Genomic DNA, 15,083 nt, shown 5'->3' on the forward strand with positions numbered 1-15,083 from the left:
GGTGAGCGGCCGGCGTCCCATCACGATCCTGTGTTTCAAGGGCTTCATTCGTTCCGCGCCGTGGCAGATGACTGGCCGACGGCGCCCGTTGCGGTAGTGTTCGCCGCGCCGGCACACTCGCGCCGGTCCAGTCATTCACAGGCACGCGCGACCGCCGGGGGCGGAGCCGCGTGTCCAGCGGAGGCAACGCATGCTCAAGTTCTATTACAGCCTGGCCCCGAACCCGATGAAGGTGGCGCTGTTCCTGGAGGAATCCGGCCTCGACTACGAGGCGATCCCGGTGGACACCCGCAAGGGCCAGCAGCACCTGCCGGAATTCAAGGCGCTGAACCCGAACGCCAAGGTGCCGGTCATCGTCGACGGCGACGTCACCGTCTTCGACAGCAACGGCATCCTGCTCTATCTGGCGGAGAAGACCGGCAAGTTCCTGCCGCCGGCCGGCGACAAGAACCGCGGCGAGCTGATCTCATGGCTGATGTTCGTCGCCACCGGCCTCGGCCCGTATTCGGGGCAGAAGGTGCATTTCGGCAACCACGCGCCGGAGAAGATCGAGTACGCGATCAAGCGCTACGACTTCGAGGCGAACCGGCACTACGGCATCCTGAACGACCACCTCGAGGGCAAGGAGTGGATGGTCGGCGACACCTACACCATCGTCGACATGGCCCTGTGGGGCTGGGGCCGCATGGCCAAGTTCGTGCTCGGAGAGGAAGCGGCGGCCAAGTATCCGAACGTGACCGGCCTGGTCGCGCGGATCAGCGCCACCGATGCGGCCAAGCGGGCCGAGGCGATCAAGGAACGCCACGCCTTCAAGACCGAGATGGACGACGAGAGCTTCCGCTCGATGTTCCCGGGCACCCACCGCTAGACTATCGGGGAGGGGAGGTCGGCACCCGGCCTCCCTGACCGGACGGCATAGGAGGATGCCATGGCGAAAGCCCGCTGCGCCTGCGGCGAGATCGTTCTGACCATCACCGGCGCGCCCAGCGCCACGGTGATGTGCCACTGCAAGGACTGCCAACGTCGCACCGGCGCGCCGTTCGGCGTCGGCAATTACTACACGCCCGATCAGGTCGAGATCGCCGGCAACCCGAAGGCCTACGAACGCGGAACCGACAGCGGCAACCGGTTGCGGAACTTCTTCTGCCCGTCCTGCGGCACGACGGTGTACTGGTTGGCCGGCCCCGATCTCGACCGGCTGGGCATCGCCACCGGCTGCTTCGACGAGCCGGACGGCGCGCTGCCCAACCGGTCGGTCTATGAGGACGGCCGGCACGCCTGGGTCGATACGTCCGTGATCACACAGCGGTTCCCGCGTGCTCGTCAGTAGACGGGAAAATATATGCTTTTCTTCAATCGGTTGAAGAGCATTTTTACAGTCCCGCTTGAATCTCCAATCCGGTACTTTTGAGCGATTTTCCAGCCTGGAGGGGAGTGGCATGACAGACAGCATCGGCGCCTTCGTGCCCGGCACGGATATCCGCGTGGAAGGGGCGGCCGAGGGTCCGCTCACGGGCCTGACCTTCGCCGCCAAGGATCTGTTCGACGTGGCGGGATATCCGACCGGCGGCGGCAACCACGACTGGCCGACCGGACGCGCCGTCCCCACCCGCAACGCCTGGGCGGTGCAGCGGCTGCTCGACGGCGGCGCCACCCTGGTCGGCAAGACCATCACCGACGAGGTCTCCCTCGGCATCCTGGGCGAGAGCGCCTTCGACGGCACCCCCGTCAACGTCAACGCGCCGGGCCGGGTGCCGGGCGGGTCGTCCTCCGGGTCCGCCGCCGCCGTGGCCGCCGGGCTGTGCGACACGGCGCTGGGCACCGATACCGGCGGCTCTGTGCGCGTGCCCTCCAGCTTCTGCGGGCTCTACGGCATCCGCCCGACCCATGGCCGCCTGCCGGTGGACGGCATGTTGCCTCAGGCACCGACCTCCGACACGACCGGCTGGTTCGCCCGCGACGCCGCCACCTTCGCAAAGGTCTCCGGCCATCTGCTGGGCGAGGCGATCCCGACCGATCTGCCGACCCGGCTGCTGGTCACCACCGACACCTTCGCCTTCGCCGAGGACGCGGTCGCCGAAGCCCTGGCGCCGCTGGTCGATCGGCTGGCCGAACTGATCGGCGCCCGCGAGGACGTGCTGCTCGCGCCCCAGGGCCTGTCGGTCTGGGCCCGCGCCCAGCGCACGATCCAGCCGCGCGAGGCCTATGAGACCTTCAAGCCCTGGCTCGACACCAACCCCCGCATGGCCTTCGGCGTTGCCCGCGGGCTGATGCAGGGCGCGGCGGTGACCGAGACCGAGCTCGGCTGGGCCAACCAGATGCGCCGGGAGGCGCGGGGACGGCTGAAATCCCTGCTGCCCGCCGGCACGATCCTGTGCCTGCCGACCACGCCGTTTCCGGCCCCGCCCACCGGCCTCTCGATCTCCCAGCAGACGCCGCTGCGCGAGCAGATCACCTGCCTCTGCGCGTTCGGCGGGTTGGCGGGACGGCCGCAGGTGTCTATTCCAGGGGCAACGGTGGACGGCCTGCCCATCGGCCTGTCGATCGTCGGCGGCCCCGGCACCGACGCCACCCTGATCGCCGTTGCCCGAGCCCTGGAGAGCCATCGATGACCGACGTTCCCCCGCCCGACCGCCGCGTGAACCTCCCCGAGGTCGTGGCCGAGATCACCGAGATCTTCGAGCGCTACGAGGCGGCCCTGGCGACCAAGGATGTGGATGTTCTGGACAACACCTTCTGGAACTCGCCCCACACGATCCGCTATGCGATGCACGAGAACGGCTACGGCTTCGACGAGATCCATGCCCACCGGGTGCGCCGTCCGGCCGGGATCAACATCAAGATGGAGCGCCTGAAGCTGGTGATCACCACCATCGGCACCGACTTCGCCACCACCAACCTCGAATTCCGCATGCCGAACGGCCGCACCGGCCGGCAGAGCCAGACCTTCGTGAAGTTCCCGGACGTCGGCTGGAAGGTCGTCGCCGCCCATGTCTCCACCCAGGAGGAGAAGTCGCTCTGGTAAGTCTGTAGCCAAGAGCATCGCCAGCCCGCTCCCCCACCCGGCCACCCATCAGGATACTTACGTGGGTGGCCGGCTGGGGGAGCGGGCTGGACCGACTTCAAGTCAACAAATTCAGGTAACCCTGTATTCCTCCAGCGCGTCGAAATTCAGGGTCACGCCGTGTCCCGGCCGTTCCGGGGCGACGGCGCGGCCCTTTTCGATGAGCAGCGGGTTCTCCATGAACCGCTCCAGCCCGAAGCCGTGTCTCTCCAGATAGGAGGCGTTGGGCACGGCGGCCATCAGGTGCACATGCAGATCGTGCACCCCGTGGGAGGTGACCGGCAGATGCGCCGCCTCGGCCATGCGGGCGGCCTTCATCCAGGCGGTGATGCCGCCCAGGCAGGCCAGGTCCGGCTCGACGTAGTGCACCCCGCCGGCGGCGATGAGCTGGGAGAATTCCTGCAGGTTGTGGAAATTCTCCCCGGCGGCGACCGGCGTGCCGATCCGCGCGACCTCGGCGTAGCCGGCGACATCCTCCGGCTCCAGCGGCTCCTCCAGCCACACCAGATCGTACGGCGCCAGCGCCCGGGCCGCGGCGATGGCGCGCGGCCGGTCCCAGCCCATATTGGCGTCGGCCATCAGCGCGAAGCCGTCGCCCAGGTAGTCCCGCATGGCGGCGACCCGCTCCACATCCTCGCTGAGCTTCTTGCGGCCGACCTTCATCTTGATCGCCTCGAACCCGGCATCCAGGTTGCCGCTGGTCTGTTCCAGCAGGGCGTCCAGGGTGAAGAACAGGTCGATGCCGCCGGCATAGACCGGCACGGTGGGATCGGCCCCGCCGAGCAGGCGCCACAAGGGCAGGCCGGCGCGCTTGCCCATGAGGTCCCACAGCGCCACGTCCACCGCCGCCATGGCGAAGGCGGCCGACCCGCCGCGCCCGACCCAGTGCAGGCGCCACCACATCTCCTTCCACAGCGCCTCGATCCGGGTCTCTTCGGCGCCGAGCAGCAGGTCGGGCAGGTCGCGGGTCAGCAGGGAATGCACCGAGCCGCCGCCATAGCCGACCGTATAGGTATAGCCGAGCCCCTCGGCCCCGTCGGTCGTGCCGATCCGGGTGGCGATCAGCTCGAAATGTGTGATCTCCTTATGGGTGGAGTCCGACAGCACCACGGGCAGCGGGATGCGGTAGTGGTCGGATCGGATGCGGTCGATGGCCATTGTCGGTTTCCCCCCGGGATCATTGCTTGTAAGCGTTTGGTCACGCCCTTCGGCCCCGATCATCCGTCCGCGACCCGCCAACCGGCAACCCCGCCCCGGTAACCTCAGTATTGGAGCGCCCGTGCCCGCAGAAACCCTCGTGCTGATCCCCGGCCTGCTGAACGACGCCGAGCTGTGGGCCAGACAGGTCCCGATGCTCGACGATTTGGTCGACCGCATCGTGATCCCGGACACCACGGCCCATGAGGATATCCGCGACATCGCCGCCCAGGTGCTGGCCGAGACCGAGGGCGAGCTGGCCGTCGCCGGCCTGTCCATGGGCGGCTACGTCGCCCTGGAGATCCTGCGCCAGGCACCGGGGCGTATCGAGCGGCTGGCCCTGCTCGACACCTCGGCCCGCCAGGATTCCGACGACCAGCGCCGCCGGCGCACCGGCCTGATTGAGCTGGCCGACAAGGGGAAGTTCAAGGGCGTGACGCCGCGCCTGCTGCCGATGCTGGTGCACAAGAGCCGGCTGGACGACGAGAGCGTGACCCGGCCGATCTTCGACATGGCCGCGCGCATCGGCAAGGACGGCTTCATCCGCCAGCAGAAGGCGATCCTGAGCCGGGACGACAGCCGGGAGCTCCTGGCCGGCGTGACGGTGCCGACCCTGGTGATGTGCGGACGCGACGACCAGCTCACCCCCGTGGATCTCAGCGAGGAGATGGCGGCGGCGATCCCCCATGCGGATCTGCGCATCGTGGAGACCTGCGGCCACCTGCCGGCCCTGGAGAAGCCGGACGCATGCGGCGAAGCCCTGCGCGACTGGCTGCAGGCCTGATCGGTTCCGCACCCGGGACGGACCCTGTCGATTTCTCCGTCTTTCGGGTGTCTGCCCGGACCGGTATATCCTGAAGGACCGATTTTTCGACCGGCCCGCCGCAGCCAACCTGGGGCCTTCGCGCCGGCCGCTCCAACCTGATGGATTCCGTGATGAAGAACGTCGAGCCGATCCTCACCCATATCGACACCCACATGCCGGACCTGATCGAGCTGTCCGACACGGTGTGGGGCATGCCCGAAACCCTCTATGCCGAGTACGAGTCATGCGCCCAGCACACCGCCGTGCTGAAGGCCAAGGGCTTCACCGTCACCGAGGAGGTCGCCGGCATCCCGACCGCCGTGATGGGCGAGGCGGGCGAGGGCGGTCCGGTGATCGCCATCCTCGGCGAATACGACGCGCTGCCGGGCCTCAGCCAGGTCGCCAACATCGCCGAGCCGAAGCCGCTCACCGCAGGTGGGGCCGGCCATGGCTGCGGCCACAACCTGCTGGGTTCCGCCGCCCTGCTGGCCGCCTGCGCGCTGAAGGACTGGCTGGCCGAGACCGGCACCCCGGGCCGCGTGCGCTATTACGGCTGTCCGGCCGAGGAGGGTGGCGCCGCCAAGGCGTTCATGGTGCGCGATGGTGCGTTCGACGATGTGGACGCCGCCATCACCTGGCACCCGGCGACCCACACCAAGGTCGACGACGCCCAGAGCCTGGCCAACACCCGCATCGACTTCACCTTCACCGGCCGCTCCAGCCATGCCGCCGCCGCCCCGCATCTGGGCCGCAGCGCGCTCGACGCCTGCGAGCTGATGAATGTCGGCATCCAGTACATGCGCGAGCACATGCCGAGCTCGGCGCGTATCCACTACGCCTATCTGGATGCCGGCGGCACCGCGCCGAACGTTGTCCAGGGCCGCGCCAAGATCCGCTACACCGTGCGCGCCACCGATCTGCCGGGGATGATGGCGTTGATCGAGCGGGTCAAGAAGGTGGCCGAGGGTGCCGCGCTGATGACCGAGACGAGCGTGCAGCCGCAGGTGATCTCCGCCGTCTCCAACCTGCTCGGCAACACGCCGCTTGAGGAGGCGCTGCAGGACGTCATGGACGGCCTCGGCGGGGTGGCGTTCGATGATGCCGACCGGAAATACGCCGCCGAGATCCAGGCGACCCTGAGCGAGGGCGACATCCTGGCCAGCGCCCGCCGCTTCGGTGTCGAGCCGCGCGAGAACGAGCCGCTCTGCGACTACGTGGTGCCGCGCGACCTCAAGGGCGACGGCATGATGGGCTCGACCGACGTGGCCGACGTGTCCTGGGCGGTGCCGACGGTGCAGGCCCGGGTCGCGACCCACGCCATCGGCACGCCGGGCCATTCCTGGCAGATCACGGCCCAGGGCAAGGCGCCGGCCGCCCATAAGGGCATGACCTATGCCGGAGCGGCCATGGGCGCGCTGGCCCGCAAGCTGTTCACCGACGAGGTGCTGCTGGCCCGCGCCAAGAAGGACCACCAGGCCCGGCTGACCAAGCAGCCCTATACCTGCCCGATCCCGACCGACGTGCAGCCGCCGCTGCAGCCGCGCCCCTCGGCCGCGGCCGAGTAACTTCGGTATCGGCGGAGGGGCGGTGGCTCAGTCCCGCAGCTCCTCCGCCAGCCAGTTCAGAAGCGCCCGGGTTTCCGGGCGTTTCGCGTTTGCGGGGCCGGTATAGACGGCGATCTCCGCCGGTCGCACGACGCTCTCCCGGCAGGGACGGAGCAGCTTGCCCTCGCTCAGCATCCCGTCCACCGTCCGCCGCCAGCCGAGCGCCATGCCCTGGCCGGCGACGGCGGCCTGGAGCACCAGCGGAAAACTGTCGAAGCTCCGCAGGCGGGACCCGGCCCGCTGTTGACTGCCGATTGCGGCAAACCAGTCGTCCCACTCCATCCAGGCCTGCGGCGCCACGCTGTGGGCGAGCAGCGGGTACCCGGCCAGGTCCTCCGGGGTAAGCGGCAGGGCGCGGCCGGCGAGGAGCGACGGCGCGCAGACCGGGAAGATCTCGTCGCCGGCGGTGAAGGCGAGCGCGGCCGAACCGGCGGGGCGCGAGGCGGTCTGCAGGGCCACGTCATAGGGCTGGGTCGCTTCGGTCATCGGCTGCAGGGTGGAGACCACCCGCAGGCCGATCTCCGGGTGGCGTTCGTGAAAGCGGGAGAGCCGGGGCATCAGCCAGTAGAACGCCTCGCAGAGCTGGCAGAGCAGGATGGCTTCCCCCGCTTCCGGCCGGCCGCGAATGCGGGTCGCTTCGGCGGCGATGTCGCCCAGGGCGGCGCTGACCGTGCGGCCGAGGCGCCGTCCGTCCTCTGTCAGGAACACGGCCCGGTTGCGCCGTTCGAACAGCGCGGCCCCGAGATCCTGCTCAAGCTGTCGGACCTGTTTGCTGACCGCCGCCTGGGTCAGACCGAGCTCGTCCGCCGCCAGGGTGAAGCTTTCATGGCGCGCGGCGGCCTCGAAGCAGCGCAGGGTGGCGAGCGGCGGCAGATGGCGGGCGATAGAACGCATAACTGTGGGTTTCTAAATGTGGCGCCTTAGTCATTTTTGCTCGCGCGCGGCAGCGGTTTCAACAACCGCATGGAACAGATCCTTCGTCTATGCTCCGCTGGCTGCCCGACCCTGCGCCCGACCGTCCGCGGTGCGCTGGCGATCCTGGCCGCCGTCTTCCTGCTCTCGCTGTCCGACGCTCTGGTGAAGCTGGCGAGCGATCGACTGGCGCTGGGTCAGCTCTTCCTCCTGCGCTCAGTCCTCGCGGCCGGCCTGATCGCAGGGCTGATCCGCCTTGCCGTACCGCGCCCGGCGCGCCGGTGGCGCTGGGGCCGGGCGGTGTGGCTCCGCAGCCTGTGCCTGACCGGCATGTGGGCGGCGTATTACGCCTCGCTGCCGAGCCTGACCTTCTCCCTGGCGGCGGCGGCTTTCTACACCTCGCCGCTCTGGATGGCGGTGCTGTCGCGGGTGCTGCTGCGCGAACGGGTGAGCCCGAGGCGCCGGGCGGCGGTGGCCGTCGGGTTTGTCGGCGTGCTGCTGGTGCTGCGGCCGGATGCGGGGAATGTGTCGCCCGCCGCCCTGCTGCCCTTACTGGCGGCCTTCCTCTATGCCCTGGCCGGAGTGATCACCTGGCGCTGGTGCCGGACAGAGGAGCCGCTCGGCATGGCGCTGAACCTGAATTTTTGTCTGGGACTGGCGGGGGCGGGCACCGTGGCGGCGCTTGCTCTGTTGCGGCCGGCGACGGGAGAGCATCCGTACCTGCTCTCGGTCTGGCCGGATCTGCGCCCGGATGACTGGGCGCTGATCGGGTTGCTCGGCCTGTTCATGGCGATCATCGCCAGCGCCGTCGCCAAGGCCTACCAGCTAGCACCCGCGCCTGTGGTCGGCGTGTTCGACAACGGCTACCTGCTGTTCGCGACGGTTTGGGCGGTCGCCTTCTTCGGCGAGGCTCCGAGCGTCACCGCCAGTCTCGGCGTTGCGCTGATCGGCGGGTCGGCGGTGCTGGCGAGCCTGCCGCAGGACCGCGCTGAGAATGCACGCGTAGATCCTGACGTGCGTCAGGATGACGTCGAAAATTGAATGTTGCGCCCCACCCGTCATCCTGATGCAAATCAGGATCGAGCCACTCTCATTGGATGTTCCCTGCCCGTCGGCTATGCGCCGGCCTCAGACATCGACCTCCAGCACGAACTTGGCGTTCGCCTGGATGAAGTCGAAGCGGCGTTCGGCCTTCTTGCCCATGAGGGTCTCGACCATCTCGCGGGTGCGCTCGGTCTCGCTTTCCAGTTCCGGCTCGACCACCAGCTCCGGGCCGCCGCTCGGCGGGATCTTCACCCGCAGGAGCTGGCGGGTGGTCGGGTCCATGGTGGTTTCCTTGAGCTGCTTCGGGGGCATCTCGCCCAGGCCCTTGAAGCGGCTGATCTCGACCTTGCCGCGGGCGTTGAAGTCGGTCTTCATCAGCTCTTCGCGGTGGGCGTCGTCGCGGGCATAGACGGTCTTGCCGCCCTGCACCAACCGGTAGAGCGGCGGCATGGCGAGGTACAGGTGGCCGTCGGAGATCAGGCGCGGCATCTCGCGGTAGAAGAACGTCATCAGCAGCGAGGCGATGTGGGCACCGTCCACGTCGGCGTCGGTCATGATGATGACCTTCTCGTAGCGCAGCGCGTCCTGCTTGTAGGACGAGCCCGAGCCGCAGCCGAGTGCGAGCAGCAGGTCGCTGAGTTCCTGGTTGGCCCGCAGCTTCTCCACCGAGGCGCTGGCCACGTTCAGGATCTTGCCGCGCAGGGGCAGTACCGCCTGGGTCGCCCGGTTGCGGGCCTGCTTGGCGGAGCCGCCGGCGCTGTCGCCCTCGACCAGGAAGATCTCGGTGCCCTCGTTGTCGGAGCGCGAGCAGTCGGCCAGCTTGCCGGGCAGGCGCAGCTTGCGGGTGGCGGTCTTGCGGCTGACCTCCTTCTGCTGGCGGCGGCGCAGCCGGTCCTCGGCGCGCTCGATCAGGTGTTCCAGCAGCCGGTTGGCGGTTTCCGGATCGCCGGAGAGCCAGTGGTCGAAATGGTCCTTCACCGCCTGATCCACCAGCTTGGTGGCGTGCGGGCTGGCCAGCTTGTCCTTGGTCTGGCCCTGGAAGGACGGCTCGCGGATGAACACGCTGAGCATGACGCAGGCGCCGGCCATGATGTCTTCGGCGGTGATCTGCGCCGCCTTCTTGTTGTTCACCAGCTCGCCATAGGCCTTGATGCCGCGCGCCAGGGCGGTGCGCAGGCCGGCCTCGTGGGTGCCGCCCATCGGGGTGGGGATGGTGTTGCAATAGGCGTGCAGGAACCCGTCGTCCTGGTCGTCCGGCCAAGTGACCGCCCATTCCACGCGGCCCTGTTCGCCGGGCGATTCCACGTCTCCGGTGAAGGGCTGGGTCGCCACGGTGCGGCGGCCCTCCATGGCGCTGGCCAGGAAGTCGGCGAGGCCGCCGGGATAGTGCAGGGTGGCTTCCGCCGGCGTGGCGTCGCCCTCGCGCAGCATGTCGGGATCGCATTTCCAGCGGATCTCGACCCCCTTGAAGAGATAGGCCTTGGAGCGCGCCATGCGGAACAGGGTCGCCGGGCGGAACTTCAGCGCCGTGCCGAAGATCTCCGCGTCGGGATGGAAGCGCACGGTCGTACCGCGCCGGTTCGGGGCGGCGCCGATCGTCTCAAGCTTGCCCTGGGGCAGGCCGCGCGAGAAATGCTGGGCGTAGAGCCGCTTGTCGCGGGCGACCTCCACCTCCAGACGGTCGGACAGGGCGTTGACCACCGAGATGCCGACGCCGTGCAGGCCGCCGGCCGTGGCGTAGACCTTGTCGGAGAACTTGCCACCGGCATGCAGGGTGGTGAGAATCACCTCCAGCGCCGACTTGTCCGGGAAGCGCGGATGCGGGTCGACCGGAATGCCGCGGCCGTTGTCGCGGATGGTGACGGTCTGATCGGCGGAGAGCTCGATCTCGATCCGCGAGGCGAAGCCGGCCACGGCCTCGTCCATGGAGTTGTCCAGCACCTCGGCGACAAGATGGTGCAGGGCGCGCTCGTCCGTGCCGCCGATATACATGCCGGGGCGCCGGCGTACCGGCTCCAGCCCCTCCAGGACCTCGATGTCCTTGGCGGAGTAGCCCGAAGTGTCGGCCGCGGCGTTGCTTGCGAACAGGTCTGACATGGGATCCGACAGTGCGAGTTGGACGAGGACGCGTTAGTCTATCGTGTAGCCGCCCACAGGGCGAGCGCAAGATATAGTGCGGTTCACACCGTGAGGGGAAGCCTGATGGAAACCGAAACGGGCCGCCAGCCGCGCGGCGAGATGCAGATCCGTACCATTGCCATGCCGGCCGACACAAACCCGAACGGCGACATCTTCGGCGGCTGGGTGCTGAGCCAGATGGACATCGCCGGCGGACTGGCGGCCGCGCACCGGGCGCATGGCCGGGTGGCGACGGTCGGCATCGAAGCGATGACCTTCATCCGGCCGGTCGGCGTCGGCGACGTGCTGTGCTGCTACGGCGATATCGAGAAGGTCGGCCGGACCTCCATCACCGTGGCGATCGAGGCCTGGAAGATCCGCTGGTTCCAGGAACGCGAGGAGCGGCTGCTGGTAACCGAGGGGCGCTTCACCTACGTGGCGATCGACGACACCGGCAAGAAGCGTCCGCTCGACCGAGCCGCCGGGTGATCGGCGGAACCACAGGGGACGCCGCGCGTTGTCTTGACACCGGGCGCCGGGACAAGGGGGCGGCTGGTCACCAGACACACCTGATCCGACGGCCCGCGTTCGCATGACTTTCGACGATATCGAGTCCGCACTCCGCGCCTTATGGGCGGACTCCGCGCAGCTTTGGCAGGGCGAGATCTTCGGCATCAACACCGGGCTGGTCGCCGCCGGCACGGCGGTTCTGATCGCCTGCCTGATCCTGCCGAGCCTCCTGGCGCGGATCATTTCCAGGACCGTGGTCACCGTCGCCGACGACGACGGCAGGGCCGTGCATTACCGGCGCCTGCTGAACGCCGTGAAGACGCCGCTGCGCCTGCTGCCGGCGATCATCGCCGCCCTGATCGCCCACCAGTACCTGGAAGCGGACACGGTCCTGCGCTGGACGATGGGCAATCTGGCGCGCTCGCTTCTGGTGGTGATGCTGTTCTGGGCGCTGTACCGCGCCGTCGACCCGTTCGTTCAGCTCAGCACCGGGCTGCGGCTGCGGCTCGGCGGCCCCCTGGTGGACTGGCTGGCGAAGTCGGCCAAGGTGGTGCTGCTGTTCCTCGGCGGCACGGCGGTGCTGGAGGTCTGGGGCGTCAACGTGGTCGGCCTGCTGGCCGGGCTCGGCCTGGTCGGCGTGGCGGTCGCCCTGGGGGCCCAGGACCTGTTCAAGAACCTGATCGCCGGCATCCTGATCCTGGCCGAGCGGCGGTTCGAGAACGGCGACTGGATCGAGGTCGACGGCGTGATCGAGGGCACGGTCATGGAGATCGGCTTCCGCTCCACCTCGGTGCGGCGGTTCGACCTGTCGCCGGTCTATGTGCCGAACACCAAGCTGTCCGACAACGCGCTGACCAACTACTCCCGCATGACCGAGCGGCGGATCTACTGGAGCATCGCGGTGGAATACCGCACGTCCATCGACCAGCTCCGCGAGATCCGCGACGGCATCGAGGCCTATCTCATCGGCAACGAGGAATTCGTCCAGCCGGACGGGGGCAGCCTGTTCGTGCGGGTCAACGACTTCTCCGACAGCGCCATCGAGATCCTGGTCTACTGCTTCACCAAGACCACCGATTGGGGCGAGTGGCTGGAGATCCGCGAGCGCTTCGCCTACCACATCAAGCAGGTGGTGGAGGGAGCCGACGCCGGTTTCGCCTTCCCGAGCCGTTCGATCTATGTCGAGACCGTGCCGGACGACGATTCAGGGACGGGCGCCGACCAGAACGGCGACCGCGACACGCCGGAGACCTATGCGCCGCCCGGAGGAGACGTGTCCGCCCGCAGGAAGCCCCGGCCGGGCACGACCGATGACGAGCGCGGCGACGGCGGCGAGGAGGAGGGCGAGTAGCCCGGTCCCGCGGCGCGCTCACGCATCCGTTTATCGACCGGCGGGTCGGGGATGCGCATCCTGCCAACACCCTGTCCGTTCGGGAGGTCGCGATGACCCGGTCCGTCTTTCGCCTGTCGCTCGCCGTGCTGTCGGTTCTCTGCGCGTCCGCCTTGGCGGGGGAGGCGCTGGCGGGTGAGGCGGATGTGGTCGGTGTCGAGATCCGCCGCAGCGGCGAGACCTGGTCCTTCGATGTCACCGTGCGCCATGCCGATACCGGCTGGGATCATTACGCCGACCGCTGGGACGTGGTCGCGCCCGACGGTACGGTGCTTGCCACCCGCACGCTGCATCATCCCCATGTCGAGGAGCAGCCCTTCACCCGGAGCCTCGGCGGCGTCGCCATTCCGGCCGGTGTGGAGGCCGTCACCCTGAGGGCCCATGACAGCGTGCATCTGTATGGCGGGGCGGAGGTGAGGGTGGTCCTGCCGCGCTGAGGGCCGGACCGCAAAAGCGAACGGGCCGCCCCGAAGGACGGCCCGCGCCTGTTCCAATCCGCGAAGGATCAGTTCGAGTAGTACATGTCGAACTCGACCGGATGCGGGGTGTGCTCGAAGCGGTACACCTCTTCCATCTTCAGCTCGATATAGCCGTCGATCTGGTCGTCGGTGAACACGCCGCCCTGGGTCAGGAACGCGCGGTCCTTGTCCAGGTTCTCCAGCGCCTCACGCAGCGAGCCGCAGACGGTCGGAATGTCCGACAGCTCTTCCGGCGGCAGGTCGTACAGGTTCTTGTCCATCGGGTCGCCCGGATGGATCTTGTTCTGGATACCGTCCAGACCGGCCATCAGCATCGCGGCGAAGCCGAGATACGGGTTGCCGGCCGGATCCGGGAACCGGACCTCGACGCGCTTGCCCTTCGGGCTGTTCACGTGCGGGATACGGCAGGACGCCGAGCGGTTACGCGACGAGTAGGCCAGCAGCACCGGAGCCTCGAAGCCCGGGATCAGGCGCTTGTAGCTGTTGGTCGTCGAGTTGGTGAAGGCGTTGATCGCACGGGCGTGCTTGATCACGCCGCCGATGTAGTACAGCGCCATGTCGGACAGGTCGGCATAACCCGAACCCGCGAACATCGGCTTGCCTTCCTTCCAGATCGACTGGTGCACGTGCATGCCCGAGCCGTTGTCGCCGGTGATCGGCTTCGGCATGAACGTCGCGGTCTTGCCGTAGGCGGCGGCGACCTGCTTCACCACGTACTTGTAGATCTGCAGGTGATCGGCGGTCTGGATCAGCGTGCCGAACTCCATGCCCAGCTCATGCTGGGACGGCGCCACCTCGTGGTGGTGCTTCTCGACCTTCACACCCATCTCGTCCATGACGGACAGCATCTCGGAGCGGATGTCCTGGCCGCTGTCGACCGGCGGGACCGGGAAGTAGCCGCCCTTGACGCCCGGACGGTGCGCCAGGTTGCCTTCCTCGTACTCGCGCGAGGAGTTGTACGGGCCTTCCTCGTTGTCGACCTCGTAGTAGCCCTTGTTCATGCTGACTTCGATCTTCACGTCGTCGAACAGGAAGAACTCGGCTTCCGGACCGAAGAACGCGGTGTCGCCGATGCCGAGGCTGTCCATGTACTTGACGGCGGCCTTGGCGGTCGACCGCGGGTCGCGCTCGTACGGCTGACCGGTCGACGGCTCGACGATGTCGCAGGTGATGGCCAGGGTCGGCTGCGCGAAGAACGGATCCATCACCGCGGTGGCGAGGTCCGGCTTCAGGCCCATGTCGGACTCGTTGATCGCCTTCCAGCCGGCAATGGACGAGCCGTCGAACATGAAGCCTTCGACCAGGCTCTCCTCATCGATCGTGCGCACGTGCTGGGTGACGTGCTGGACCGCGCCGCGCGGGTCCGTGAAGCGGAGATCGACGTATTTGACGTCGTGCTCCTCGATCATCTTCATAACGTTCTTCACGTCGTCAGACATGGTTTCCTTCCTAACGTTGCCGTAGCGCCCCGGAAATTTCCGTGGGGGCTACACTCCCTCTCGATATGCCGGCCTGATGGACCGGCGGGTCGGACCTTTGGGGTCCGTCAGATCGCGTCCGTGCCGGTTTCGCCCGTACGAATACGAACAATTTCATCGACGGTCGAGACGAAGATCTTGCCGTCCCCGATCCGTCCGGTGTGGGCCGCGCTCTGGATGGCTTCGACCGCGCGTTCGACCTGGCCATCCTCCATCACGATCTCCACCTTCACCTTGGGCAGAAAGTCCACGACGTACTCGGCGCCGCGATACAGCTCGGTGTGACCCTTCTGCCGTCCAAATCCCTTCGCCTCGGTCACGGTGATCCCTTGGATCCCGATCTCATGGAGCGCTTCCTTAACCTCGTCGAGTTTGAACGGTTTGATGATCGCCTCGACCTTCTTCATGGGTCCGTGCCTTCGGGGTTGCGTGCGAATGCCCCGCCGATTGGCGGGGCTACGTGGTGGTTAGCACGGTGTGTG

Annotated in this window: 15 protein-coding genes; 10 read left to right on the forward strand and 5 right to left on the reverse strand. The window is 67.9% G+C overall.

Features of this window, described 5'->3' with window-relative positions; all coding sequences use genetic code 11:
- Window positions 1-190 precede the first annotated feature (190 nt).
- The 4 genes from G578_RS0113360 to hpxZ all read left to right on the forward strand — a co-directional run bounded on the left by G578_RS0113360 (window position 191) and on the right by hpxZ (window position 3,025).
- Window positions 191-868 (forward strand): glutathione S-transferase family protein, encoded by a 678-nt coding sequence (locus G578_RS0113360; RefSeq protein ID WP_028794665.1) that lies wholly within the window; start codon window positions 191-193, stop codon window positions 866-868.
- A 60-nt stretch (window positions 869-928) separates the two neighbouring features.
- A complete protein-coding gene (locus G578_RS26255) occupies window positions 929-1,330 on the forward strand; it encodes a GFA family protein (RefSeq protein ID WP_038014131.1) in 402 nt (133 codons plus the stop codon).
- 109 nt (window positions 1,331-1,439) lie between these two features.
- The gene (locus G578_RS0113370; RefSeq protein WP_028794666.1) at window positions 1,440-2,612 is read left to right on the forward strand and encodes an amidase; all 1,173 of its coding nucleotides are present in this window, start codon (window positions 1,440-1,442) and stop codon (window positions 2,610-2,612) included.
- Entirely contained in the window at window positions 2,609-3,025 is a 417-nt protein-coding gene (hpxZ, locus tag G578_RS0113375) for an oxalurate catabolism protein HpxZ (protein ID WP_028794667.1), read from the forward strand. Before G578_RS0113370 ends, hpxZ begins: the two co-directional genes overlap by 4 nt.
- 111 nt (window positions 3,026-3,136) lie before the next feature.
- On the opposite strand, the gene G578_RS0113380 is transcribed toward hpxZ, so the two are convergent.
- Window positions 3,137-4,222 carry a mandelate racemase/muconate lactonizing enzyme family protein gene (locus G578_RS0113380; protein WP_028794668.1) on the reverse strand — a complete coding sequence of 362 codons (1,086 nt, stop codon included), beginning with the start codon at window positions 4,220-4,222 and terminating at the stop codon, window positions 3,137-3,139.
- 121 nt (window positions 4,223-4,343) lie between these two features.
- Here G578_RS0113380 and G578_RS0113385 point away from each other — a divergent pair, with 121 nt between their 5' ends.
- Complete coding sequence (locus G578_RS0113385) at window positions 4,344-5,045, forward strand: alpha/beta fold hydrolase (protein ID WP_051244773.1); 702 nt, start codon at window positions 4,344-4,346, stop codon at window positions 5,043-5,045.
- Between the two features lie 152 nt (window positions 5,046-5,197).
- Window positions 5,198-6,631, forward strand: a complete 1,434-nt coding sequence (locus tag G578_RS0113390) for an amidohydrolase (RefSeq protein ID WP_028794670.1) — start codon at window positions 5,198-5,200, stop codon at window positions 6,629-6,631.
- A 27-nt stretch (window positions 6,632-6,658) separates the two neighbouring features.
- On the opposite strand, the gene G578_RS0113395 is transcribed toward G578_RS0113390, so the two are convergent.
- Window positions 6,659-7,564 carry a LysR substrate-binding domain-containing protein gene (locus tag G578_RS0113395; protein ID WP_028794671.1) on the reverse strand — a complete coding sequence of 302 codons (906 nt, stop codon included), beginning with the start codon at window positions 7,562-7,564 and terminating at the stop codon, window positions 6,659-6,661.
- Between the two features lie 69 nt (window positions 7,565-7,633).
- On the opposite strand from G578_RS0113395, the gene G578_RS26260 reads away from it, so the two are divergent.
- On the forward strand, window positions 7,634-8,623 hold the full coding sequence (locus G578_RS26260; RefSeq protein WP_084618939.1) for a DMT family transporter: 990 nt from the start codon (window positions 7,634-7,636) through the stop codon (window positions 8,621-8,623).
- A gap of 87 nt (window positions 8,624-8,710) precedes the next feature.
- Here G578_RS26260 and parE read toward each other — a convergent pair whose 3' ends face one another.
- Complete coding sequence (gene parE, locus G578_RS0113405; protein ID WP_028794672.1) at window positions 8,711-10,723, reverse strand: DNA topoisomerase IV subunit B; 2,013 nt, start codon at window positions 10,721-10,723, stop codon at window positions 8,711-8,713.
- Between the two features lie 105 nt (window positions 10,724-10,828).
- On the opposite strand from parE, the gene G578_RS0113410 reads away from it, so the two are divergent.
- From G578_RS0113410 to G578_RS0113420, 3 genes are all read left to right on the forward strand, one after another.
- Entirely contained in the window at window positions 10,829-11,233 is a 405-nt protein-coding gene (locus G578_RS0113410) for an acyl-CoA thioesterase (RefSeq protein ID WP_028794673.1), read from the forward strand.
- A gap of 103 nt (window positions 11,234-11,336) precedes the next feature.
- Window positions 11,337-12,605, forward strand: a complete 1,269-nt coding sequence (locus G578_RS26265) for a mechanosensitive ion channel family protein (protein ID WP_051244774.1) — start codon at window positions 11,337-11,339, stop codon at window positions 12,603-12,605.
- A gap of 92 nt (window positions 12,606-12,697) precedes the next feature.
- On the forward strand, window positions 12,698-13,081 hold the full coding sequence (locus G578_RS0113420; RefSeq protein ID WP_028794674.1) for a hypothetical protein: 384 nt from the start codon (window positions 12,698-12,700) through the stop codon (window positions 13,079-13,081).
- Between the two features lie 68 nt (window positions 13,082-13,149).
- Here the strand turns inward: G578_RS0113420 and glnA are convergent, their stop codons facing one another.
- Both glnA and G578_RS0113430 read right to left on the reverse strand, forming a co-directional pair.
- Window positions 13,150-14,562: a type I glutamate--ammonia ligase gene (gene glnA / locus G578_RS0113425; protein ID WP_028794675.1), complete on the reverse strand. Its 1,413-nt coding sequence runs from the start codon at window positions 14,560-14,562 to the stop codon at window positions 13,150-13,152.
- 107 nt (window positions 14,563-14,669) lie between these two features.
- Complete coding sequence (locus G578_RS0113430) at window positions 14,670-15,008, reverse strand: P-II family nitrogen regulator (protein ID WP_028794676.1); 339 nt, start codon at window positions 15,006-15,008, stop codon at window positions 14,670-14,672.
- Window positions 15,009-15,083: the final 75 nt, after the last annotated feature.

It is taken from the genome of Thalassobaculum salexigens DSM 19539, assembly GCF_000423805.1.
In the GTDB taxonomy this organism is placed as follows: Bacteria; Pseudomonadota; Alphaproteobacteria; order Thalassobaculales; family Thalassobaculaceae; genus Thalassobaculum; species Thalassobaculum litoreum.